We start from the raw sequence: 21,834 nt of genomic DNA, 5'->3' as shown, positions 1-21,834 counted from the left end.
GGAGGATGATATGACCGACAGTCCCCTTGCCCTGACATGGGCCGACTGGGCCACGAAACCCGAGACCTGGAACGGCACGGTCGAGGGCCATCGCCTCGGCACCGGCATTTCGGTGATGTTCTACACGACGGACGAGGTTGGCGCCGGTCCGGGCTTTCACACCCACCCTTACGACGAGATATTCGTCATTCGCGAAGGCTGCGCTCAGTTCACCGTGGGCGATCAGGAGATCACCGCGCAGAAGGGCGACATGCTGCGCGCGCCGGCCGGGGTCTGGCACAAGTTCCACAACCTTGGGCCAGGGAGGCTGGAGACGACGGACCTCCACCTTGCGCCGGAAATCACCGTGACATGGCCTGACCAAGGAGACGAGACATGAGCCGCATCCTGATCACCGGAAGCACGCAGGGCGTGGGCTTCAACGCAGCAGGGCAGCTGCTTGACGAGGGCCACGAGGTCATCCTGCACGCCCGCAACACGGCCCGCGCCGAGAGCTTCGGTGCTTTGGCAGACCGGGCCGCGGGCGTGGTCACCGGGGACCTGTCCCTGATGCAGGAGGTCGCTGCGCTGGCCGATCAGGTGAATGCTCTTGGTCCAATCGATGCGATCATCCACAATGCCGGTATTCTCGGCGGGTCCGCGCGCAAGGAGACGGCAGAGGGCCGCCTACAGGTGCTCGCGGTCAACACGCTGGCGCCCTACCTGCTGTCGCAACGGGTGGCGGCGAGTCGTCTGATTTTCACCGGCAGCAGCATGCATTACGGTCATGATGGCGCGCTGAACGACATCGAGTGGACCATCCGTCGCTGGGCATCCTCTCAGGCCTATGGCGAAAGCAAGATGCTGGTTGGCGCGCTGTCGAACGCACTCGCCCGACGTTGGCCGGAGGTGCTGTGCAACACCGTCGATCCGGGCTGGGTGCCGACGCGGATGGGCGGGGCCTCGGCCTCCGATCCGCTTGATCTGGCGCATCGCACGCAGGTCTGGCTGGCGACCAGCGACGATGTCGAAGCGCAGGTCTCCGGCGGCTATTGGCATCATATGAAGACCCGGAGCCCGGATCCAAAAACCACGGCCCCCGGATTTCAGGATGCGCTGATGGCCAGGCTCGACGCCTTGATCGGAAATTGCTTCGGCTGAGGCAATGGTTCGGCACAGTCAAACGGCACCCGCAGAAAGAAGGCACGCTTATCGATCGTCCAATGGGCTGGAGGTGAAGGCCCGCGTCAGCGGTTTGCGCGGCTCGAGCCGTAGGTCGCGTGACGCCAAGGCTCAGGCTGGGCCTGTTGGCTGAGGCGCCGCCCCCAGGGTCCCCTATCGTCGCGCGACGCGCCAGATCAGGTCGCGCAGCCAGCGATGCATCGCGGAGGCGTTGGTGTGCGCGGCCCAGACCAGCGACACGTCGAACCGCCCCGGAAACGGGCAGTCGGCCACCTTGAGCCGATCTGCGTTCCATTCTCCGAGCCGACGCGGAACCGTGGCCACGAGGTCGGACTCGACGATCAGCGTCGCAAGCCCCGCCGGGCTCGGCGCAACCACGACCGGCGCGATCCGGTGCCCCGCCGCTTCGAGCTCGCGCAGATAGGCGGACTGCCAGCCGCCGCCGTAGTCGATCAGCACGTGGTTGAGGCAGAGATAGCTGTCGATGTCGAGCGCGGTGTCGGCCAGTGGGTGAGCGGCATCCATCAGGCAGGCATATTCCTCGGCATAGAGGCGGCGTGAGTGAAACCCGGATTCCGAGCGCGCGAACGGTCCGATAAGCACGTCGGCCTCGCGGTTGAGCAATCGCAGATGCCCGTCCCCAAGCGCGTTGATGACCTTCACGGTCATCCCCGGTGCCTCGCGGCGGATCGCGCTGACCAGCGCCGGGATCAGCAGCACGCGCTCGTAGTAGTTGCAGGCGATGGTGACGTTCTGCGTCGCGCTGCCCGGTTCGAAGGCGTCGGGCTGCAGCATCTCGTCAAGCATCCCGAGCATCTGGAGCGAGCGCGCGAGGATCTCCTCGCAGCGATCAGTCGAGACCTGCCGGCCGCCCTCGCGCACGAAGAGCGGATCGTGGAAACACGCCCGCAGCTTGGCGATGGTGTAGCTGACCGCGGACTGGTTGACGTTGAGCTTCTCCGCCGCGGCGGTGAACGAGCCAAGCTCGTGCACCACCCGCAAAAGGTTGAGCGCAGCAAAGTCGATGCTGGATGGATCGGCGTTGGGCTGCGCCATGTGAAGACCTCGCGTTGGCTGGGCGTCCATCGAATTTTTCGATGATAGGTAACCATTCCATCGCATTGCTTGGCAAGGCGGCTGTTCTCTAATGTGCCCACAGAGGAGAGCTTTGGGAGGAGTTCATGGCACTGGCACCGCTTGACGGGGCGATTACGCTCGACCAATTGAGTTCGGATCCCTATCCGATCTACCGCCGCCTGCGCGCCGAGAGCCCGGTGCTGCGGGTCGCCTCGACCGGCCGGACCCTGCTCACCAAGGCGGCGCTGACCAAGGCGGTCAAGGACAACCCCGAGCTGTTCAGCAGCGATGATCCGCAGACCCCGATGAAGCCGGCCTTCCGGGCGCACACGCTGATGCGCAAGGACGGCAAGGCGCATTTCGTCGAACGCAAGGCGATCTCGAAGGCGCTGACGCCGAAGCGGATCAAGGCCGACTGGGGGCCGCTCTACGAGCAGCTCGCCGAGGACTATATCGCCCGGCTGCCGCGCGGCGAGACGGTCGATCTCTTCACCGATCTCTGCGGCCCGCTTGCGGCCCGCATCCTCGCGCATATCCTCGGCATCCCCGAGGCCAGCGACGAGCAGATGATGCGCTGGTCGCAGTTGCTCATTGACGGGGCCGGCAATTTCGGCTGGAAACCCGAGCCCTTCGCCGCCTCGGATGCCGCGAATGACGAGATGGACGCGCTCTTTGCCGAGCTCGAGCCGATCCGTCGCGGCGAGCCCGACGGCTCGGCCTATTCGCTGATGCTGACCGCCGACGACCCGATCCCGATGAGCCAGATCCACGCCAATATCAAGATCGCCATCGGCGGCGGCATCAACGAGCCGCGCGATGCGCTGGCGACGATCCTCTACGGCCTGCTGACCAACCCCGACCAGCTGGCGGAGGTGCGCGCGCAGGAGGCCTGGGACAAGGCCTTCGAGGAAGGCATCCGCTGGGTCGCGCCGATTCAGGCCAGCTCGCGGCTGGTCACCGAGGACACCGAGCTGGGCGGGTTCGACATCCCCAAGGGCGACACGGTGATGACGATCCAGGCCTCGGCCAACCGGGACGAAGAGCTCTACGAGGACGGCGAGTCTTTCTTCGTGTTCCGCGACAAGAACCCGCATCAGGCCTTCGGCAACGGCCCGCACCATTGCGCAGGCGCACATGTGGCACGCCGCACGGTTGGCAAGATCATCCTGCCGATGCTGTTCGACCGCTTCCCGAACATGACCCTGCCGAACCCGGAGGACGTGGTCTGGAAGGGCTTCGGCTTCCGCGGGCCGATCAACCTGCCGGTGGTGCTCAATTGAGCCCGGCAAGGCCACGATATTCGAGGAGGAGACAACGATGATCAAGGTGACCTATGTCGCCCATGACGGGACCGAGACGGTGATCGAAGCCGAAGAGGGCACCAGCGTGATGCAGGCCGCGGTTTCGAACGATGTCGAGGGCATCGTCGGCGAGTGCGGCGGCTCGATGATGTGCGCGACTTGCCACTGCTATGTCGACGAGGCGTGGGAGGACAGGACCGGCCAGCGCTCCGACGACGAGGACGAGATGCTCGAGGGCGCCGCCTCCGAGGTCACCGAGCGCTCGCGCCTGTCCTGCCAGATCAAGCTCGACCCGTCGCTCGACGGGCTGGTGGTGCATCTGCCGGAGGAGCAGTTGTGAGCCCTTCGCGGGTCGTCATCGTCGGCGCGGGGCAGGGCGGGCTTCAGGCCGCGATCAGCCTGCGGCAGAACGGCTTTGACGGCGCGATCACCCTGATTGGCGCCGAGCCGGGGCTGCCCTACCAGCGCCCGCCACTCTCCAAGGCCTATCTGCTGGAGGGCAAGGCCGAGGCGCTGACCCTCCGCCCGGCGAGCTTCTTCGAGAGCAAGCAGGTTGAGTATCTGCCCGGCACCAAGGTGCTCGAGATCGACCGCGCCGCGGGCGAGGTCCGGCTTGACGGCGTTGGGGGCGACAGGCGGTTGGGCTATGATCACCTGATCCTCGCCACCGGCACCCGCAACTTGCGCCCGCCCATCGACGGGCTAGAGAACGCCTTTGACCTGCGCACGCTTGCCGATGCCGCCCGGCTGCGTGAGGCGCTTGCCGCCCCCCGGCGCATCGCGGTGATCGGCGGCGGCTTCATCGGGCTTGAGTTCGCCGCAGTGGCGCGCAAGCTTGGCCACGCCGTGAGCGTGATTGAGGCTGCACCGCGCCTGATGGCGAGGGCTGTATCCCCGGCCATGTCGCGACATTTCGAGGATTGGCACCGGGCGCAGCGCGTCGCGCTGCATCTCGGCCGCGCGGCGATCGGCGTCGATGCGGAGGGCGTGGCTCTCGACGATGGCGCGCGGGTCGAGGCCGATTTCGTTCTGCTGGCGGCTGGCGTGCGCCCCAACACCGAACTGGCCGAGGCAGCCGGGATCGAGACCGTGAACGGCGTCTCGGTGGATGCGCAGCTCCTCACCTCGGACCCGGCGATCTCGGCGCTTGGCGATTGTGCGAGCTTCCCCGATCCGCGCAGCGGTGCCATGGTACGGCTGGAAAGCGTTCAGGCCGCGACCGATCACGCCCGGCTGATCGCCGCCCGCATCGCCAAGGGCGCCTGCCCGGACTACGCGGCGGTGCCGTGGTTCTGGTCCGATCAGGGCGATCAGAAATTGCAGATCGCGGGCTTTGCCGGCCCCGGGGCGACGGAGGAGGTCGTCGCGGACGGTCTGGTCGCGCGGTTCGATGCGGGCGGGCTTGCGGCGGTGGAGACCGTCAACAATGCGCGCGCCCACATGAAGGCGCGGCGGCTTCTGGCGCCGGGGGGATCGGCTGATCTCGCCGCGTTGAAAGACGCCATTTTCGCCTGAACGGGAGATTGGCTTGTGCCGCCGCAACGGACGGCTCAGGCTCTTGAAGAGGGTTCAAACGGGAGGAGAACCATGAAGATCACGTCACTCGCAACGGCAGCGTCGCTCGCCGTCTCGCTGGCCGCCGCGACCGAGGCGCAGGAGCTCAAATACGCCAACTGGGCGCCACCGTTCCACACCATCACCGAGGCGCAGATCGACCCGCTCGCCAGCGCGCTCGCCGAGGGCACGACTGAAGGCGCGAGCCTGCGCGCTTTCCACGGTGGTGAGCTTGGCGCAGGTCCGGCGGACCAGTATGTCCGCATCGTGCAGGGCACGGCGGACATGGGCTGGGGCCTGCCGGGCTATACCTCGTCGCAGTTTCCCAAGACGCTGATCGTCGAGCTGCCGGGCGCGCTGCCGCTCGAGGAGCCGGGCTATGCCGCGCTCTGGCGCGCGTTCGACGCCGAGCTCAAGGGCGAGTTCCCGATGACCGAGGCGATCGCGCTCTGGGGGGCCGAGCCCAACATCCTGATGATGAAGGAGCGCGAGGTGCTCAGCCCCGGCGATCTCAGCGGTCTGAAGATCCGCGTGGCGGGCTCAATCGCCGCCGAGGCGATGGAGGCGCTTGGCGCGACGCCGGTGCAGCTGCCGATGACGCAGGTCTATAACGGCCTCCAGACAGGCCTGATCGACGGGCTGGTCAGCGGTGCCTCGGTGCTGTCGGACTTCAAGCTCAACGAGGTTGTGAGCTCCGTCACCACCGGGCCGAACCTGGGCCGTCTCACCTTTTACACGGTGATGAACAAGGGCGTCTATGACGGCCTCTCCGACGAGGCGCGGGCGGCGCTCGACGAAATCAAGGGCGAGCCGATCTCGAAGATGACCGAGGAGGCCTGGGTCGCGACCGCCGACAAGGCGCTCGAGGAGGCGCGCAGCTCGGACAGCATCACCGTCAACGATCTCGACGCCGCCGCGAGCAAGGCGTTTGACGATGCGCTGGCCGAGGTCACCGACGCCTATGTGGCCGAGGTTGGTGGCGAAGCGGCGCTGGCCGCGATCCAGGGCCAGTGATGCGCGCCCTGCACAAATTTGCGGAGGGGCTGATCCGCCTCTCCGCGATCATCGGCACGCTGGGCCTGCTCTTCGTGGTGGCTGTGATCGTGGTCGACGTGGTCGGGCGAAATTTCGGCACGCCGCTCTACGGCGCGCAGGATCTGGTGATGATGACGATGGTGATCGTGGTGTTTGGCGGCATGGCGCTTTGCGGCCGCGAAGACGGGCATATCGTCGTCGACATTCTCGAGCCGCGCTTTCCGCCGCGCCTGAACCGCGCCATCGATCTGGTCGCCGGTGTGCTGGGTGCGACGATCTTCGTTGCGATCGCCTACACCGTCTTCAAGAGCGCGCAGCTGAGCCAGATGCTGAACCTGTCGAGCAACCTGCTGCGGCTGCCGACCGCGTGGTTTCAATACGCGCTCTGTGTCCTGTCGCTGGTCGCCGCGCTGGCCCTGATCCTGCGCGCGCTGATCACCCCGCGCCGCCCCCATCCCGCGCAGGAGACATCATGAGCCCGGTTTTGATCGGCAGCGCCGGCTTCGTGCTGCTTCTTGTCCTGCTTCTGCTGCGCATCCCGGTTGCCTTTGCCATGTTCACCGTGGGCTTCGTGGGCATCTGGATCCTGAACGGGCTGCAGGCCGCCACCGGTCTGCTGGCCTCGGAAACCTTCGCGCTGGCCTCGAATTCCGAGCTCATCGTGGTGCCGCTGTTCATCCTGATGGGCAACGTGGCGAGCGTGACCGGCATGAGCCGGCGGCTCTACGAGGCCGCCTATGCCACCATCGGACAGGTGCGCGGCGGGCTGGCCGCGGCGACCGTGATCGGCTGCGGCGGCTTCGCCGCGCTCTCGGGCTCATCGGTGGCCTCTGCGCTGACCATGGGCCGCACCGCGCTGGCCGAGATGGACCGGTTCAATTACAGCCCGCGCCTTTCCACCGGCGTGGTGGCGGCGGGCGGCACGCTGGGCATCCTGATCCCGCCCTCCACCGGCTTCGTGATCTACGCCATCCTGACCGAGCAAAGCATCGGCCGGCTGTTCATGGCAGGCGTGCTGCCGGGCATCCTGCTTCTGACGCTGTTCCTGCTGACGGTGCTGCTGCTGTGCGCGCTGAAACCCTCTCTCGGGCCGAAGGGCCCTGCCACGACGCTGTCCGAGAAGGGCCGGGCGTTTCTCGGTGCGATCCCGATCCTCGTGGTAATCCTGCTGACCATCGGCGGCATTTATACCGGCGTGTTCTCACCCACCGAGGCCGCCGGCGTCGGTGCGGCTCTGGTGATCGTCATCGGCGCGGTGAGCCGCACGCTCGACCTGCGCAGCTTCTGGCAGGCGGCACGCAGCAGCGTCGTGACCACCGCCTCGGTGATGCTGATCCTGATGGCGGCGCACCTGATCAACCCGTTCATCGCGCTCAGCCACCTGCCCGCCGAGGTCAGCCGGATGCTCGTGGCCTTCGATCTGGGCACCTACGGTACGCTGATCCTGATCCTCGCGATCTACCTCGTGCTTGGCTGCTTCCTCGAGGGGCTGGCGATGCTGGTGCTGACGTTGCCGATCTTCATGCCGGTGATCCTGTCGCTCGGCATCGATCCGATCTGGTTCGGGGTGCTGGTGGTGCTGACGCTCGAGATGGGGCTGATCTCGCCGCCGGTGGGGATAAACGTCTTCATCGTGAAGTCGGTGGCGCGCGACGTGCCGCTGAGCGAGATTTTCTGGGGCGTGATCCCGTTCTGGTGCGCCATGCTGGTGACGCTCGGCCTTCTGGTGGCGCTGCCGCAGCTCTCGCTGTGGCTGCCCGGCATGATGTAGAGCCCGGACGAGCCACGCCGCGACACCGGCAGGATGTCGCGGCATGGCCGAACAGGAAGAGGGCAGCCGAGAAGAGCCTGCTTGCGGCGGTCGGGCGTGGACAAGACTTGGCGGTCGACGCGGACTTGCAAGGTTCCGGTACAAGACGCGAGCCATCACTTAGGTCGGCACGTTTCGAGACGACGCTCGGACGATGGACAAACCAGGAGGCGCACTATTGGTCGACTTCGCCGAGCGCCGAAAAAGCTTGGTGCTGAGACGATGGGTTCCTGCTCGACGGTCCCACGCCCCCTTTCGGACGGATGCAGGAAAGGCGTGTGCAAGATCCGGTCGGTGAGGCAATGCACACGCGCCTGACTTGCGTTGGATTGGCAGGAATGCGTAGGCCAAACCTTCACTGAAGATCGACGGTGACCGCCAGCGTTGCCATTGGCGCCGCCCGCGGCGTCATAATGCTCGTGCCAGGACACGATCGTGAGCGGCGCCCGCGGTGGCTTCTTGCAGAACACGGGCCCCCCACAGGGGGAGGCGCGGAATGCCGGACAGTCTCATGGAACGCGTTGGCATTTCTGCACTTCCGCTCGAGCTCTACCCGTGCCACAAGCCGGTCATGTGTGAACGGGCGTCTCTTGTAGTGGGTCTCTCGCTCGGCGTGCTATTGGCATTGTCGAGCATGATTTCCGCCATGCTCATGGCCCCCGACCGCGCCGCTGCCGGCTACGAGGCGTATGCGCTCACCTATGGCGCGGCCCCTGCCGATCTTTGCGGCGAGCACGCCGGGCATGATCACCATTGCCCGCTGTGTCATGGGCTTCCTGACGCCCCCGAGAGCGCCCGGGCAGAGCGCCAGGCCCGGCTCGAGCCGCATGAGGCTTGGCAGCGGCGGGACGACCTGCACCGGGCCGCGCAAGCGCGCAACCTCCGTCATTCCCCAAGGGCGCCACCGGTCTCCGTCTGACGGCGCTGCGCCGTCTTATCTCCAGACATCACGCCGGGGCGGTGCGCCCGCCCGGTCGCCCTTTGTCGTGCCCGGCGGATCGTCGGGCCAACCGGAGCTGTCTCATGACGGATACCACTTCTCGCGCGGGGTCTGCCGCGCTCTACCGCGCCGTTTGGCGCTGGCATTTCATCGCAGGCCTGCTGATCCTGCCTTTCGTCCTGATCCTCGCGGTCACCGGCGGGATCTATCTCTTCAAGGACGAGATCAACGACGCCGCCCATTCCCGGCTGCGCTTTGTCGAGCCGGCGGCCAGCCAGCTTGCGCCCTCGGCGATCGCCGGCGCCGCGCTTGACACGCATCCCGGCGAGATCAAGGCCTACACGCCCCCGGCGGCGGACAATCGCAGCGCCGAGGTCGATATCCTCGGCCCGGACGGGCTCAAGAACACGGTCTATGTCGATCCCTACACGGGTACCGTTCTGGGCACGCTCTGGGACGCTGGCGCCGCCGGAAGCCCGGCGATGTATGTCGTGCGCAAGCTGCACTCGCTGGAATATGTCGGCTGGTTCGGCAACCGGCTGATCGAGATGGCCGCCGGCTGGATGGTGCTGCTTGCCGCAACCGGCACCTATCTCTGGTGGCCGCGCAACAAGAAGCTCGGCACCGTGTCGATCAAGGCAAGCCGGGGCCGGCCGTGGTGGCGCGATCTGCACGCGGTCACGGGGATCTATACCGCCGGGTTCATCGTGTTTCTCGCGATGACGGGCCTGCCGTGGTCCTCGGTCTGGGGCGGCAAGTTCTACGATTATGCCAACGGGCTGGGCCTCGGTATGCCCGAGGGCTACTGGTCGGGCCTGCCGCTTTCGACAGTACCGCTTTCGGAGGCCACCGACCGGGCACCCTGGATCATCGAGCAGCAGCCGGTGCCGCGCTCTTCGGTGACGGAGGGCGTGCCGCAGACGCTCGATCAGGTGGTCGCGACGGTCGAGGAGCTGGGCATCGTGCCGGGCTATGCGGTGTCGATGCCGCGCGGAGCGGAGGGGGTCTTTACCGCCTCGGTCTATCCCGACGACATCACCTATGAGCGCGTCATCCACCTCGATCAGTATAGCGGCGAGGTGCTCTACGATGCGGGGCTTGCGGATCTCGGCACGCTGGGCCGCTGGGCCGAGTGGGGGATCTCGGTGCATATGGGGCAGGAGTTCGGACTGGTGAACCAGATCGTACTGCTGCTGGCCTGCCTCGCGATGGTCGGGCTTTGCGTTTCCGGTGCCGCGATGTGGTGGAAGCGTCGCCCGTCGGGTGCGCTCGGCGTGCCGCAAGTGCCCACGGACTGGCGCATCCCGCGCGCGCTGCTGCTGATGGCGGTCGCGGCGGGGGTGTTCTTCCCGCTGGTCGGCCTGTCGATGCTGGTTCTCGTGGCAGTCGAGATCGCGGTCCATCTCCGTCGTCGCCGCAGAGCGCTGGCCTGAAGCACCGCAGGCGCCCGGTCAGCCGGGCGCCTGTCTTCGCGAGCGCCGGTGAGGGTGGTTCCCCGTAGTGTCCGGGCCGACTGAGCCGTCAGGATCTCAGCCCTCTGAGCCGTCGGCACGCGCCATCTTGGCATCCGCACCGCGGGCCTGCGCCACGTAGATCGCCACCGCCATCAGGTCGGGCGCCGAGGTCAGCTTGTCTCCTTCCATGATCTTGGCAAGCAAGGGGCCCTGCGACCAGTCCTCGCGAGCCATGAACTGCCGGGCCACCAGCGCGGCTGCCTCTGGGCGGGCATGGACGAAGCGACGCAGGGCGGCCGAGATCTTCGTGCGAAGTGCGGAGGGTGAGACGCCGTGCTGGTGCGCGCCGAGCTCGCGGTGCTCGTCCGCCTGCGCCGATGCAAGAGGCGCCGCGACCAGTGCGGCCAGGGCGGTGATCCGGAATGTCTTCATTGTGCGTGCTTTCGCATCGACTCGGACGTGTCTAACAGAGGAACTGTGACGATGATATAACATATCAAATCGTGGTTCGCAGGAAGCCGAGTCTGGCGCCTCGCGGACGGGTGTCGTCAGCGTGTTGATGATCAGACTGTTCACCACGTGTCGCCAGCGCTGGACTGTGACCAGAGGGACTTAACAACGCCTGATTGCGTGATCACTGACCAGACTCGATGCGCGAAATCGCGGATTGCCGCTGGTGCGGGCGCTGAACTACAGCAGAACCTTCGGGCGAGAGCGGCGAAACGGCATATCTTTTCATGGATTTTGTCGGATAAAGAGGACGAGGTCCGTCATTGGGCCGCCGGCCCGAAACGGAAAGACGATGAAGACAAGCCTCACACAGGATTATCTTGGCCCATCGCTGCCTGCAGGCAGCGCCGAAGGGATGCCGCAAGAGGCACTGTCCCGTCATGACGCATTCATGACACGCAAGGCACCCAGCGTGGAAAGCGACTGGATGCAGGTCGACATCTACAAGGCGCATATCGAAGAGATCAGTCCGGCCATCCTCACGCGGATGCACGAGCTGACAATGAGCGTCTTCTGGCCGCACCGCCCCCCGGACATCGCGCTCTGCATCGGGCTGGGCAAGGGCTATGTCGCACTCGATCAGATCGGCAGGCCGCTGAGCTCGGCGATGGGATTTCCGAGCGGCGAGGATTTCGCCATGCTCGGGATGATGGTCACCACCCCGCGTCTGCAGGCACAGGGCACCGGCGGACGGCTTCTCCGGCGCGTGATCAACGACCTGCAAGGGCGCGATCTGCGCCTGTCGGCCACACGTGAGGGCTATCGCCTCTACGAAGCGGCCGGGTTCGTGCCGATGGGACTGGTGTATCAGCATCAGGGCGTGGCACGCGCGATCCGTCCGCCCGAGCCGGTAACGGGGCTGACCGTGCGGGCCATGCGGCCCGGCGACCTGCCCGCGATCCGGGCGCTTGATCAGCACGCCTACGGTGCGGCCAGGACGGCAATCCTCGACGCGCTGAACGGGGTCTCCGAGGTGATCGTCGCCGAGCGCGGCGGCGCAATCGAGGGGTTCGCCATGATGCGCGCCTTCGGCAAGGGCCGGGTCATCGGACCGCTGATCGCCGAGCAGGATGAGGTGGCGATGCAACTCGCGGCGCATTTCATCCTTGCCAACGAAGGCGCGTTCCTGCGGCTCGACACCATCGTCGAGAGCGAACGCTTCGAGGCCTTCCTCTCGGCTGCGGGTCTCGGGGTCTACGACACGGTCACCGACATGCGCTTCGGCCGCTTGCGCCGTGCCCAGAGCGGTCCCATGACCTACGGGCTGGCCATGCAATCGCTGGGGTGAGCAATCGGGGGAAGGGGGCGCTCTGAAGCGCCCCGACCTACGACAGCCTGTCCTTGAGGCCGAAATACATCCCCACCAGCGGCAGGAACCACGGCTTGCCCGAGTGCAGCGGCACCTTGGGCCAGTCGAGCCCCTGCAGCGGGTTGGTGTCGGTGCGGCCCATCGCCATGTCGGCCAGAACCTGCCCCATCAGCGTCGCCATCTGCGCGCCGTGGCCGGAATAGCCCATGCCGTAGAGCATGCCGTCGGCCTCACCCGCGCGCGGGAAGCGGTCCTTGGTCATGCCGACCATGCCACCCCAGCAATAGTCGATCCCGACACCGGCCATCTGCGGGAACATCTCGGTCAGCGCCGCGCGCAGCACCTTGCCCGACTTGGCGTCCGAGCTCTGGTCCGAGGTGGCCGAGAACCGCGCCCGCCCGCCGAAGATCATCCGCTTGTCCGGCGACAGGCGGAAATAGTTGCCGATGTTCATCGAGGTGACATAGGTGCGGTCGCCCGGCAGGGTCGCCGCGATCTCGGCCTCGCTGAGCGGCCGGGTGGCCACGATGAACGAGCCCACCGAGATGATGCGCTTGCGGAAATAGCCCAGGGGCGCGCGTTCGACGCTGTTGGAATAGGCATTGGTCGCGGCGATCACGCGCTCGGCGCGGATCGTGCCCTTGGGCGTCTCGATCAGCCAGCCGCCGCCCTCGCGCTTGCGCCCGATGACCGGGGCGTCTTCCCAGATCTTCGCGCCGCGGCGATGCGCGGCCTCGGCCAGCCCGTTCACGTAGCGGCCCATATGCATCATGCCGGACTTGCCGTAGAGCATCGCGCCGTGGAACTGATCCGAGCCGATTTCGTCTGTCAGCTCATGCGCCTCGAGGAAGCGGGTGTCGGGATCGACCTCGCGGTGGATCAACTCGAAATTGGCTCGCAGGCCGGCCACGTGACCGGGCTTGGAGGCGAGCTTGAGCTTGCCGGAGCGGCGAAAGTCGCAGGCGATACCCTCTTCGGCGATGACCTCCTCGATCATGTCGATCGAGCGGTCATAGGCCTGCCACAGCGCCTTGGCGCGCTCGGCGCCGAGCTGCGCCTTGGCCTCGCCATAGCCGTGGGCCATGCCGTTGTTGAGATGCCCGCCATTGCGGCCCGAGCCGCCGAAGCCCACATGCTGCGCTTCGAGCACCGCGACGCTCACCCCCTCGCGGGCGAGCTTGCGGGCGGCGTTGAGGCCGGTGAAGCCCGCGCCGATCACCACCACGTCGACCGTGCCCTCGACCGGGCCGTCCTGGGCCGAGGCGAAGGCTGGCGCCGTGTCGTGCCAGTAGGATTTGAACTGCATCGCGGTGGCTCCTCTCAAAGACCGACGACGCCGGGCAGGCCGGAGATGTCCTTGATCTCGGTATAGCCGTAGAACGGGTTGGCCGGCTCGTGGCCGCGGTTGACCCAGACCTTATTCTTGATGCCGATATCATGCGCGGTCATCAGGTCATAGCGGAACGACGACGAGACGTGCAGCACGTCCTCCGGGCCGCAGCCGAGCATGTCGAACATGTACTCGAAGGGGCGCATCTGCGGCTTGTAGGCCTGCGCGCTCTCGGCGGTGAACACATGCGCGATCGGCGCGCCGAGCTTCTCGATGTTGTGCGGGATCTGGCTGTTCATCGAGTTGGTGAGCGCCACCAGCGGAATGTGCGGCGCGATCTTGGCAAGGCCCGCGGGCACGTCGGGGTTGGGGCCCCAGGTCGGCACGCGGTCATAGATCTTGGCGGCGATCTCGGGATCGAAGGCGACGCCGTTGCGCTTGCAGGTGCGCTCGAGCGCGTTGTGCACCACCTCGGCATAGGGCTTCCACGCCCCCAGAACCTCGTCGAGACGGTAGGCCGAGAAGTCGCGGATGAAGACCTCGATCTTCTCGGCGCCGAGCTGCTCGCCGTAGAAATCGCGCGCGGCACCGGCCATGTCGAAATAGATCATCGTGCCGTGGCAGTCGAAGGTGATGAATTTGGGGCGGAAGGTCATGTCAGTCTCCGGGGGTCCTTGATGCGGTCATCTTGGCCCGACCCCGGCCACAGCGCCTGCCGCGTTTCCCGCTTTCAGCGCATGAAATTTCGTTTGTCGCAGAAGGCGCGGCACGGTCTGCCGCTTGGGCCCGGCATTCGGTGACTGCCGCGGCGGGGCAGGGGGCATCCTGTCCCGTGACCGACATTCCCAACCCGGAGACCCCGATGAGCCTGCTCGTTCCGCTCGACCCCAGCCCCGATTTTGCACCGAAGGAGGCGACCGCCGCCCCGGAGCGTCTGCTCGAGGGCGCGCCCTCCTTCAAGACATGGGAGCTGGACACCGCTCTGGCCGAGGCCGCCAAGTGGGGCAAGATCCGCACCGGGATCTGGGAAGCGACCGCCGGCAAGACCATCTCGATCAAGGGCGAGACCTTCGAGTTCTGCCATATCCTCTCGGGGCGCTGCGAGATCAGCGAGGACGGCGGCGAAACCCATGTCTTCGGCGCGGGCGACAGCTTCGTGATGAAGCCCGGCTTCACCGGCAGCTGGAACACGCTCGAGACGGTGAAGAAGATCTTCGTGATCGCCTCCTGATGCAGGCGGCGGAGATTCTGGAGCGGCTGGTCGGCTTCTCCACGGTGGTGGGCGGCCCGAACGGTGCGCTGATCGACTGGGTGGCGGACTATCTCGGCGCGCATGGCGCGAGGGTGACGCGGCTGATGGGGCCCGAGGGGGATCGCGAGAACCTCTTCGCGACGCTCGGCGATCCGTCGCGTCCCGGCTACATCCTGTCGGGCCATGTCGATGTGGTGCCCGCGGGCGAGCCCGACTGGCTTGGCGATCCGTTCGTTCTGCGCCAGAGCGGCGAGCGGCTGATCGGGCGCGGGGCCTGCGACATGAAGGGTTTCCTCGCCGCGGCGCTCGCGGCCGTGCCGGAACTGTCGCAGATGCCGCTCGGGGCGCCGATACATATCGCGCTGTCCTATGATGAAGAGGCGGGGTGCCGCGGCGTGCCGCACCTGCTCGAGGCGCTCCCCGACCTCTGCGCCGCGCCTCTGGGCTGCATCGTGGGCGAGCCGTCCGGGCTGGTCCCGGTGCTGGCGCACAAGGGCAAGGCGGCGTTGCGGCTGAGTGCTGCGGGCGTGGCGGGGCATTCCTCGCGCCCGGATCTCGGCAGCAACGCGATCCATGCGCTGATCCCGGCGCTGGCCGAGGCGGTGGCGCTGGCAGAGGCACTCAAGGACGGGCCGCGGGATCTGCGGTTCGAGCCGCCCTATTCTTCGCTGCAGGTGGGCACTGTCTCTGGCGGACAGGCGCTCAATATCATCCCCGAGCAGGCCGAAGTCCGGATCGAGGCGCGCGCCATCGCCGGGGTTGACCCGCAGGAGATCCTGTCGCCGCTGCTCGAAATCCCGGGCGTCGCGGCGGAGTGGCTGGCGAGCTACCCGGCGCTGGGGCTTGATGCCGACCATCCGCTGGCGGCGCTGAGCGCCGCAATCTCGGGGCACGCACCGCTTCAGGCGGTGTCCTATGGCACCGAGGCGGGGCTGTTCCAGAAGGCCGGAGTGGCTTCGGTGATCTGCGGCCCCGGCGACATCGGGCGCGCCCACAAGCCCGAGGAATACCTCACCGAGGCCGAGCTTTCGGGCGCCGTCGAGATGGTTCTGGCGCTTGGCCGCCGTCTGATCTGAGCGCGGCATATCCTGCGGCGGCCCGGCGCCGCCGCAGCGCGAACCTGCCGCACGGGCGAAGGATCAGGCGGAACCTGCCGCCCGCGCGGCCCTAAGCTCAGAACAAGAAACGACCCAAGTTCAGAGATGCACATGACCGCAGCTTCTCCCACCACGACGCCCGCGTCCGATCTGGCCCTGAGGGCCTTCACCCCCGAGCATATTCCGGGCGCGTTGCGCCTGTCGCAGGAGGCGGGCTGGCCTCACCGCGCCGAGGACTGGGCGCTGACGCTGTCGGTGTCGCAGGGTGTCGTGGCGCTGCGCGACGGTGAGATCGTCGGTACGGCGCTGTGTTCGATCTTTGGCGAGGTGGCGTCGGTCAACATGATCATCGTCGATGCGCGGATGCGCGGGCACGGGCTTGGCCGCAAGCTGATGCAGGCGGTTCTTGACCTAGCCGGCACCCGCGAGCTGCGCCTCACTGCCACCACGGACGGGCTGCCGCTCTACCAGAAGTTGGGCTTCGAAGTCACCGGAAAGATCCTGCAGCATCAGGGCATCGCCCTGTCCGACACCCCCGAGCTGCCGGTCGTCGAGGGCGATGCGCAGGGCATCGCCGCGATGGACCTCGCCGCCGGTGGCAGTGATCGCGCGGGGCTGCTGACGCACATCGCCGAGCGCGGCACGGTGCTGCGCGCCAAGGGCGGCTTTGCGCTGCTGCGCGATTTCGGGCGCGGTCAGGTGCTCGGGCCGATCGTAGCCCGCGATGCGGCCACCGCGCGGGCGCTGATGTCTGCCGGGGCCACGCGCGCGGCGGGCGGCTTCCTGCGCGTCGATCTCACCGATCCGGCCCTTGCCGAGCACGCCACACGCCTTGGCCTTGCCCATGTCGGTGGCGGCACGGCCATGGTCAAGGGCGCGGCCCCTGCCGCGACCACAGAATATGCAACCTACGCCCTGGCCTCGCAGGCCCTTGGCTGATCCACGGAGCACATCATGCTGACAAACTCCCTCGTCGAGCTGGACCGCCAGCACCTCGTTCATCCGGTCTCTTCCTTCCGCGGCCATGAGGCGCGCGGCGTGCGCGTGCTGCGCTCGGCCAAGGGCGCGACCGTCACCGATACCGAGGGGCGAGAGCTGCTCGACGGTTTCGCGGGCCTGTGGTGCGTCAACGCGGGCTATGGCCACGAAAGCGTGGTCGAGGCCGCCGCCGACCAGATGCGCAAGCTGCCCTACGCCACCGGCTATTTCGACCTCGGCGCCGAAGCCCCGATCCGACTTGCCGCCGAGCTTGCCGAGCGCAGCCCGGGCGATCTCAACCACATCTATTTCAGCCTCGGCGGGTCGGACGCGGTCGACAGCACGAGCCGCTTCATCCGCTACTACTGGCACGCCAAGGGCCAGCCGCAGCGCGACCAGTTCATCTCGGTCGAGCAGGGCTATCACGGCTCGACCAGCATGGGCGCGGGTCTCACCGCGCTGCCCGGCTTTCACGAAGGCTTTGGTATCCCCTATCAGTGGCAGCACAAGATCTCGTCGCATTATGCCTACCGCAACCCGGCGCAAACCGCGGAAGAGATCGTCGCCGCATCGGTGGCCGAGCTGCGCGCCAAGGTGGCCGAGATCGGCGAGGATAAGGTCGCGGCCTTCTATGTCGAGCCGATCCAGGGCTCGGGCGGCATCCTTGTGCCGCCGAAGGGTTGGATGAAGGCGATGCGCGATGTCTGCGCCGAGCTCGAGATCCTGTTTGTCGCAGACGAGGTGATCACCGCCTTCGGTCGCACCGGGCCGCTGTTTGCCTGCGAGGACGAGGGCATCGTCCCCGACCTGATGACCACCGCCAAGGGCCTGACCTCGGGCTACGTGCCGATGGGCGCGGTCTTCATGCGCGACCATGTCTACGAGACCATCGCCGATGGTGCCGGCGCCAAGGCGGTGGGCCATGGCTTCACTTACTCGGCGCATCCGGTCTCGGCCGCGGTGGCGCTCGAGGTGCTCTATCTCTACGAGGGCGGCCTGCTTGAGAATGGCCGCAAGGCCGGTGCGCGCCTGATGGCCGGGCTCGAGACGCTGCGCGATCACCCGCTGGTGGGCGACGTGCGCGGGCGCGGCATGCTGGCCGCGGTCGAGCTGGTCACCGACAAGGAAAAGAAGACCCCGCTGCCCGCCAGCGTGGAGCCCGCCACAAGGCTCTTCGACCGGGCTTGGGAGCAAGGCCTGATCGTCCGCAGCTTCCCGCAGGGTATCTTCGGCTACGCGCCGCCTCTGTGCTGCACCGAAGCCGAGATCGACGCCATTGTCGAGCGCACCCGCACGGTGCTCGACCAAACGCTCGAGGATCCCGAGATCCGCGCGGTGCTGCGCTGATGGCGCTGCTGCTGCTCGGACCCGCCGCGCGCGCCAGCGTCTGGTCGGAGGTCTGCGCCGAGGCAGGCGAGGTCTTCTACCACGAGACCGCCCCCGCAGAGGAGGTCACGCATCTCGCCTGCTGGGTGCCGCCCGAGGACCTCTCGGTTTACCCCAACCTGCGGGTGGTGATCTGCGTCGGCGCCGGTGTCGACCAGATGCCGCTGATGCCGGAGGGGGTGTCATTGGTGCGCACCCATGCGGCCAGCGTCGACGAGATGGTGCGTGACTGGGTCGTGATGGCGACGCTGATGTTGCACCGCGACATGCCGGGCTACCTCGCGCAGGCGCGCGACGGGCTGTGGCAGGCCGGGACGATCCCGCTGTCGCGCGGCGCGAAGGTCGGCATCATGGGCATGGGCCGCATCGGCTCGCTTGCCGCCGAGACGCTGGGCGGCATGGGCTTCGACGTGCTCGGCTGGTCGCGCTCGGGGCGCGGACCGGAGGGCGTGCGGATGTTCGACGCGGGCGGCATGGAGCGCTTCCTGTCCGAGGCCGAGACGCTGATCTGCCTGCTGCCGCTGACGCCTGCCACGCAGGGTCTGATGGACGACGCCTTCCTCGCCAAGCTGCCAAAGGGCGCACGGTTGGTGCAGGCGGGACGGGGCGCGCAGCTGTCGCTCGACGCGCTGCGCCGCGCGCTCGACAGCGGCCAGCTTTCTTCGGCGATGCTCGACGTCACCGCGCCCGAGCCCCTGCCCGCTGATCACTGGTCGTGGCGCCATCCGCGCGTCATCGTCACGCCGCATGTCGCCGGCCAGACCGACGCCCGCGAGGGCATCGAACACGCGCTGGCAGTGATCCGCGCCGATCGCTCCGGGCAGGCGCTTCCCGGCCTTGTGGATCAGGGGCGGGGCTACTGAGACGCGCTCGCAGGCCGCGCCCGGAAATGCCGCGGCCTGCGGGAATACAGAACAATATGCCGCACCCGCCGCCTCTTTCGGAGATTCCGGAGTGCCAATTTGGGACAAGCTCTCAGAGACCGGAGCGCGGGTCTGGACCAAGAAGCACCATGGATTTCACCGCAAACCCGGAGAAATCGACGCAAAACCGGGAGAAACTGCCCGTTTCGCAGCCACAGCAGAAGATGCTGCGAAGCCCGGGCCTCCCGAAAAGGACCAAGGCGCACTCCCCGCGCCGGCGCATCGCAGAAAGGACTGCCGAGATGGCAACGACCACCGCCGTGAAACCCCTGACCGCCTTTGGCTACGTCACCTTCGACGTGGTCGGCACGCTGATCGACTTCGAGGGCGCGATCAAGGAGGGGCTGGCCAAGATCGCCGAGCGCGAGGGTCTCGAGATCGACGGCGAGGCGGCGCTCTCGGTCTATCGCGATGCCCGCTACGAGCCCGGCGCGGGTCTGTTCCCCGATGATCTCGGGCGCTGCTATTCCCGCATCGCCGCGGCCTTCGGGCTACCCGACACCGAGGCATACCGCCAGCTGATGATCGACACCGTGGGTGAGGCCAAGCCGTTTCGCGACAGTGTCGAGGCGATGGCGCGGCTCAAGGCGCGCTACAAGCTCATCGCGATGACCAATGCCCGCCGCTGGGCCTTCGAGAAATACGCCGAGAAGCTGGGCCAGCCGTTCTGGGCCGGGTTCACCACCGACGACACCGGCTGCGAGAAGCCCGACCCGGCCTATTTCGAACAGGTTTTCGAGCATGTGGGCCGCGATGGTGGCAGCAAGGACGCCATCCTGCACACGGCGCAGAGCCAGTACCACGATATCGGCATCTCGCGCGCCCTTGGCATGACCAATGCCTGGATCCAGCGTCGGCACGCGCAGCAGGGCTATGGCGGAACCATCGAGCCCAAGGAGTTCACCGAGCCCGACTACCATTTCCACGCGCTGATCGAGCTGGCCCGCGCCGCTGACGCGGCCTTTGACGCGCAGACATCCTGAACCAATCCGGCTGAATGCGGCGACAAGACCGCGGCAGCCATCCACACATCACAACAGGGAAGCAAAGACATGACCAAGACCCCCACCAACTGGACCGGCCGCGATGACGCAATGGTCGAGCACATGATCCGCCGTGGCGCATCGCGCCGGGATCTGCTGAAAATGCTGATGTCCTCCGGCGTGGCTGCCGCTGCGGGCGGCTCGCTTCTGATGCGCGCCTCGGCCGCGGTTGCTGCGACCCCGGTCACCGGCGGCACGCTGCGCGCGGCCGGCTGGTCTTCCTCGACCGCCGACACGCTCGATCCGGCCAAGGCTTCGCTGTCGACCGATTACGCGCGCTGCTGTGCCTTCTACAACCGGCTTACCTTCCTCGACGAAGAAGGCCAGGTGAACATGGAGCTGGCCGAGAGCGTGTCGTCGGACGATGCGCAGACCTGGGAAGTGAAGCTGAAATCCGGCGTAACCTTCCACGACGGCAAGACCCTCGCAGCCGAGGACGTTGTGTTCTCGCTGCAGCGTCACCTCGACGAGGCGGTCGGCTCGAAGGTGAACTCGATCGCCAAGCAGATGACCGAGATCTCCAAGGTCGACGACCTGACCGTGAAGATCGTGCTCGACTCGCCCAACGCCGACCTGCCGACGATCCTCGCGCTGCACCACTTCATGATCATCGCCGAAGGCACCACGGATTTCTCCACCGCCAACGGCACCGGTGCCTTCATCTGCGAGAGCTTCGAGCCGGGCGTGCGCTCGGTCGGGGTGAAGAACCCGAATTACTTCAAGGCCGAGGGGCCGTATCTCGACACGTTCGAGTTCTTCGCGATCCCCGACAACAACGCCCGCGTCAATGCTCTGATGTCCGGCGATATCCAGTACGCAGCCTCGGTCAATCCGCGCTCGGCCCGTCTGCTCGACAGCAATGACAGCGTCTCGACGCTGATCAGCACCGCGGGCAACTACACCAACCTCAACATGCGCCTTGACCTGAACCCGGGTGATAAGGCCGGCTTCGTCGAGGGCATGAAGTACCTGATGAACCGCGAGGCGATCCAGAAATCCGCCTTCCGCGGCCTCGCGGAGATCGCCAACGACCAGCCGGTGTCGCCGTCGAACCGCTACTACAACCCGAACCTGCCGGCGCGCGAGTTCGATCCCGAGCGCGCCAAGTCGCTGTTCGAGAAGGCCGGTCTTCTGGGCGTCGAGATTCCGATCGTGGCCTCCGATGCGGCCACCGCATCGGTCGACATGGCGACCATCGTGCAGCAGGCCGGCAGCGAGATCGGCATGAACCTCAAGGTCGACCGCGTGCCCTCCGATGGCTACTGGTCGAACTACTGGCTCAAGGCGCCGGTCCACTTCGGCAACATCAACCCGCGCCCGACGCCGGATATCCTGTTCTCGCTGCTCTACTCTTCCGACGCGCCGTGGAACGAGAGCCAGTACAAGTCCGAGAAGTTCGACTCGATGCTGGTCGAGGCGCGCGGCGCGCTCAACGAAGAGCGCCGGAAGGAGATCTACTGGGACATGCAGGAGATGGTCTCCAACGAGGCGGGCACCGGCATCCCGGTCTGGATCTCCAACATGGACGCCCACACCAGCAAGCTCGGCGGTCTCAAGCCGAATCCGCTTGGCGGCATGATGGGCTATGCCTTCGCCGAATACGTTTGGCTGAACGACTGATCCTCGCGCACAATCGGGGCCCGCACTGCAGGTGCGGGCCCTTCGCCTGACCTT

At 66.9% G+C, this 21,834-nt stretch carries 22 protein-coding genes; 18 read left to right on the top strand and 4 right to left on the bottom strand.

Translation table 11 applies throughout. The annotated features are described in order from the left end of the window. Positions 1 to 10: 10 nt before the first annotated feature. Both JF542_RS07035 and JF542_RS07030 read left to right on the top strand, forming a co-directional pair. Positions 11 to 379: a cupin domain-containing protein gene (locus JF542_RS07035; protein ID WP_207075293.1), complete on the top strand. Its 369-nt coding sequence runs from the start codon at positions 11 to 13 to the stop codon at positions 377 to 379. Continuing rightward, the gene (locus tag JF542_RS07030; protein WP_207075292.1) at positions 376 to 1,140 is read left to right on the top strand and encodes an SDR family NAD(P)-dependent oxidoreductase; all 765 of its coding nucleotides are present in this window, start codon (positions 376 to 378) and stop codon (positions 1,138 to 1,140) included. The genes JF542_RS07035 and JF542_RS07030 overlap by 4 nt, the downstream gene beginning before the upstream one ends. Before the next feature lie 174 nt (positions 1,141 to 1,314). Here JF542_RS07030 and JF542_RS07025 read toward each other — a convergent pair whose 3' ends face one another. Further along, entirely contained in the window at positions 1,315 to 2,217 is a 903-nt protein-coding gene (locus JF542_RS07025) for a LysR family transcriptional regulator (protein ID WP_207075291.1), read from the bottom strand. Positions 2,218 to 2,342: 125 nt separating this feature from the next. Here JF542_RS07025 and JF542_RS07020 point away from each other — a divergent pair, with 125 nt between their 5' ends. From JF542_RS07020 to JF542_RS06985, 8 genes are all read left to right on the top strand, one after another. Beyond that, positions 2,343 to 3,518 carry a cytochrome P450 gene (locus tag JF542_RS07020; protein WP_007801707.1) on the top strand — a complete coding sequence of 392 codons (1,176 nt, stop codon included), beginning with the start codon at positions 2,343 to 2,345 and terminating at the stop codon, positions 3,516 to 3,518. Positions 3,519 to 3,555: 37 nt separating this feature from the next. Next, positions 3,556 to 3,879: a 2Fe-2S iron-sulfur cluster-binding protein gene (locus tag JF542_RS07015; protein ID WP_207075290.1), complete on the top strand. Its 324-nt coding sequence runs from the start codon at positions 3,556 to 3,558 to the stop codon at positions 3,877 to 3,879. Then, the gene (locus tag JF542_RS07010; RefSeq protein ID WP_207075289.1) at positions 3,876 to 5,054 is read left to right on the top strand and encodes an FAD-dependent oxidoreductase; all 1,179 of its coding nucleotides are present in this window, start codon (positions 3,876 to 3,878) and stop codon (positions 5,052 to 5,054) included. The genes JF542_RS07015 and JF542_RS07010 overlap by 4 nt, the downstream gene beginning before the upstream one ends. A gap of 72 nt (positions 5,055 to 5,126) precedes the next feature. Next, positions 5,127 to 6,107: a TRAP transporter substrate-binding protein gene (locus JF542_RS07005; protein WP_207075288.1), complete on the top strand. Its 981-nt coding sequence runs from the start codon at positions 5,127 to 5,129 to the stop codon at positions 6,105 to 6,107. Then, entirely contained in the window at positions 6,107 to 6,604 is a 498-nt protein-coding gene (locus JF542_RS07000; protein ID WP_207075287.1) for a TRAP transporter small permease, read from the top strand. The genes JF542_RS07005 and JF542_RS07000 overlap by 1 nt, the downstream gene beginning before the upstream one ends. Beyond that, a complete protein-coding gene (locus tag JF542_RS06995) occupies positions 6,601 to 7,899 on the top strand; it encodes a TRAP transporter large permease (protein WP_007801696.1) in 1,299 nt (432 codons plus the stop codon). The genes JF542_RS07000 and JF542_RS06995 overlap by 4 nt, the downstream gene beginning before the upstream one ends. A 535-nt stretch (positions 7,900 to 8,434) precedes the next feature. Then, entirely contained in the window at positions 8,435 to 8,857 is a 423-nt protein-coding gene (locus tag JF542_RS06990) for a hypothetical protein (RefSeq protein ID WP_207075286.1), read from the top strand. Positions 8,858 to 8,961: 104 nt separating this feature from the next. Next, positions 8,962 to 10,311: a PepSY-associated TM helix domain-containing protein gene (locus tag JF542_RS06985; protein WP_207075285.1), complete on the top strand. Its 1,350-nt coding sequence runs from the start codon at positions 8,962 to 8,964 to the stop codon at positions 10,309 to 10,311. Positions 10,312 to 10,407: 96 nt separating this feature from the next. Here the strand turns inward: JF542_RS06985 and JF542_RS06980 are convergent, their stop codons facing one another. Continuing rightward, entirely contained in the window at positions 10,408 to 10,764 is a 357-nt protein-coding gene (locus JF542_RS06980) for a hypothetical protein (protein ID WP_207075284.1), read from the bottom strand. Between the two features lie 469 nt (positions 10,765 to 11,233). Between JF542_RS06980 and JF542_RS06975 the strand changes: the two genes are divergently transcribed. After that, the gene (locus JF542_RS06975) at positions 11,234 to 12,130 is read left to right on the top strand and encodes a GNAT family N-acetyltransferase (protein WP_207075283.1); all 897 of its coding nucleotides are present in this window, start codon (positions 11,234 to 11,236) and stop codon (positions 12,128 to 12,130) included. Between the two features lie 37 nt (positions 12,131 to 12,167). Here the strand turns inward: JF542_RS06975 and JF542_RS06970 are convergent, their stop codons facing one another. Then, a complete protein-coding gene (locus tag JF542_RS06970) occupies positions 12,168 to 13,457 on the bottom strand; it encodes an NAD(P)/FAD-dependent oxidoreductase (protein WP_207075282.1) in 1,290 nt (429 codons plus the stop codon). 14 nt (positions 13,458 to 13,471) lie between these two features. After that, positions 13,472 to 14,137 (bottom strand): haloacid dehalogenase type II, encoded by a 666-nt coding sequence (locus JF542_RS06965; RefSeq protein ID WP_207075281.1) that lies wholly within the window; start codon positions 14,135 to 14,137, stop codon positions 13,472 to 13,474. A 206-nt stretch (positions 14,138 to 14,343) separates the two neighbouring features. Between JF542_RS06965 and JF542_RS06960 the strand changes: the two genes are divergently transcribed. The 7 genes from JF542_RS06960 to JF542_RS06930 all read left to right on the top strand — a co-directional run bounded on the left by JF542_RS06960 (position 14,344) and on the right by JF542_RS06930 (position 21,780). Continuing rightward, positions 14,344 to 14,712 carry a cupin domain-containing protein gene (locus tag JF542_RS06960; protein ID WP_207075280.1) on the top strand — a complete coding sequence of 123 codons (369 nt, stop codon included), beginning with the start codon at positions 14,344 to 14,346 and terminating at the stop codon, positions 14,710 to 14,712. Beyond that, positions 14,712 to 15,809 carry an acetylornithine deacetylase gene (gene argE, locus JF542_RS06955; RefSeq protein ID WP_207075279.1) on the top strand — a complete coding sequence of 366 codons (1,098 nt, stop codon included), beginning with the start codon at positions 14,712 to 14,714 and terminating at the stop codon, positions 15,807 to 15,809. The genes JF542_RS06960 and argE overlap by 1 nt, the downstream gene beginning before the upstream one ends. Before the next feature lie 132 nt (positions 15,810 to 15,941). Further along, positions 15,942 to 16,769, top strand: coding sequence for a GNAT family N-acetyltransferase (locus JF542_RS06950; RefSeq protein WP_207075278.1), 828 nt, complete (start codon positions 15,942 to 15,944; stop codon positions 16,767 to 16,769). A gap of 15 nt (positions 16,770 to 16,784) precedes the next feature. Then, positions 16,785 to 18,155, top strand: a complete 1,371-nt coding sequence (locus JF542_RS06945; RefSeq protein ID WP_207075277.1) for an aspartate aminotransferase family protein — start codon at positions 16,785 to 16,787, stop codon at positions 18,153 to 18,155. After that, on the top strand, positions 18,155 to 19,057 hold the full coding sequence (locus JF542_RS06940) for a 2-hydroxyacid dehydrogenase (RefSeq protein WP_207075276.1): 903 nt from the start codon (positions 18,155 to 18,157) through the stop codon (positions 19,055 to 19,057). Before JF542_RS06945 ends, JF542_RS06940 begins: the two co-directional genes overlap by 1 nt. A 302-nt stretch (positions 19,058 to 19,359) precedes the next feature. Next, positions 19,360 to 20,100, top strand: coding sequence for an HAD-IA family hydrolase (locus tag JF542_RS06935; RefSeq protein ID WP_207075275.1), 741 nt, complete (start codon positions 19,360 to 19,362; stop codon positions 20,098 to 20,100). Positions 20,101 to 20,169: 69 nt separating this feature from the next. Beyond that, positions 20,170 to 21,780, top strand: coding sequence for an ABC transporter substrate-binding protein (locus JF542_RS06930; protein WP_207075274.1), 1,611 nt, complete (start codon positions 20,170 to 20,172; stop codon positions 21,778 to 21,780). Positions 21,781 to 21,834: the final 54 nt, after the last annotated feature.

It is taken from the genome of Salipiger bermudensis (assembly GCF_017309175.1).
Taxonomy (GTDB): domain Bacteria; phylum Pseudomonadota; class Alphaproteobacteria; order Rhodobacterales; family Rhodobacteraceae; genus Salipiger; species Salipiger bermudensis.
The sequence above is the reverse complement of the archived record's forward strand: the minus strand, read 5'-3'. Positions and strand labels throughout refer to the sequence as shown.

Coding starts and splice junctions, on each gene's coding strand:
- JF542_RS07035 (WP_207075293.1), top strand. CDS start 11: ATGACCGACAGTCCCCTTGCCCTGACATGGGCCGACTGGGCCACGAAA.
- JF542_RS07030 (WP_207075292.1), top strand. CDS start 376: ATGAGCCGCATCCTGATCACCGGAAGCACGCAGGGCGTGGGCTTCAAC.
- JF542_RS07025 (WP_207075291.1), bottom strand. CDS start 2,217: ATGGCGCAGCCCAACGCCGATCCATCCAGCATCGACTTTGCTGCGCTC.
- JF542_RS07020 (WP_007801707.1), top strand. CDS start 2,343: ATGGCACTGGCACCGCTTGACGGGGCGATTACGCTCGACCAATTGAGT.
- JF542_RS07015 (WP_207075290.1), top strand. CDS start 3,556: ATGATCAAGGTGACCTATGTCGCCCATGACGGGACCGAGACGGTGATC.
- JF542_RS07005 (WP_207075288.1), top strand. CDS start 5,127: ATGAAGATCACGTCACTCGCAACGGCAGCGTCGCTCGCCGTCTCGCTG.
- JF542_RS07000 (WP_207075287.1), top strand. CDS start 6,107: ATGCGCGCCCTGCACAAATTTGCGGAGGGGCTGATCCGCCTCTCCGCG.
- JF542_RS06995 (WP_007801696.1), top strand. CDS start 6,601: ATGAGCCCGGTTTTGATCGGCAGCGCCGGCTTCGTGCTGCTTCTTGTC.
- JF542_RS06990 (WP_207075286.1), top strand. CDS start 8,435: ATGCCGGACAGTCTCATGGAACGCGTTGGCATTTCTGCACTTCCGCTC.
- JF542_RS06985 (WP_207075285.1), top strand. CDS start 8,962: ATGACGGATACCACTTCTCGCGCGGGGTCTGCCGCGCTCTACCGCGCC.
- JF542_RS06980 (WP_207075284.1), bottom strand. CDS start 10,764: ATGAAGACATTCCGGATCACCGCCCTGGCCGCACTGGTCGCGGCGCCT.
- JF542_RS06975 (WP_207075283.1), top strand. CDS start 11,234: ATGACACGCAAGGCACCCAGCGTGGAAAGCGACTGGATGCAGGTCGAC.
- JF542_RS06970 (WP_207075282.1), bottom strand. CDS start 13,457: ATGCAGTTCAAATCCTACTGGCACGACACGGCGCCAGCCTTCGCCTCG.
- JF542_RS06965 (WP_207075281.1), bottom strand. CDS start 14,137: ATGACCTTCCGCCCCAAATTCATCACCTTCGACTGCCACGGCACGATG.
- JF542_RS06960 (WP_207075280.1), top strand. CDS start 14,344: ATGAGCCTGCTCGTTCCGCTCGACCCCAGCCCCGATTTTGCACCGAAG.
- argE (WP_207075279.1), top strand. CDS start 14,712: ATGCAGGCGGCGGAGATTCTGGAGCGGCTGGTCGGCTTCTCCACGGTG.
- JF542_RS06950 (WP_207075278.1), top strand. CDS start 15,942: ATGACCGCAGCTTCTCCCACCACGACGCCCGCGTCCGATCTGGCCCTG.
- JF542_RS06945 (WP_207075277.1), top strand. CDS start 16,785: ATGCTGACAAACTCCCTCGTCGAGCTGGACCGCCAGCACCTCGTTCAT.
- JF542_RS06940 (WP_207075276.1), top strand. CDS start 18,155: ATGGCGCTGCTGCTGCTCGGACCCGCCGCGCGCGCCAGCGTCTGGTCG.
- JF542_RS06935 (WP_207075275.1), top strand. CDS start 19,360: ATGGCAACGACCACCGCCGTGAAACCCCTGACCGCCTTTGGCTACGTC.
- JF542_RS06930 (WP_207075274.1), top strand. CDS start 20,170: ATGACCAAGACCCCCACCAACTGGACCGGCCGCGATGACGCAATGGTC.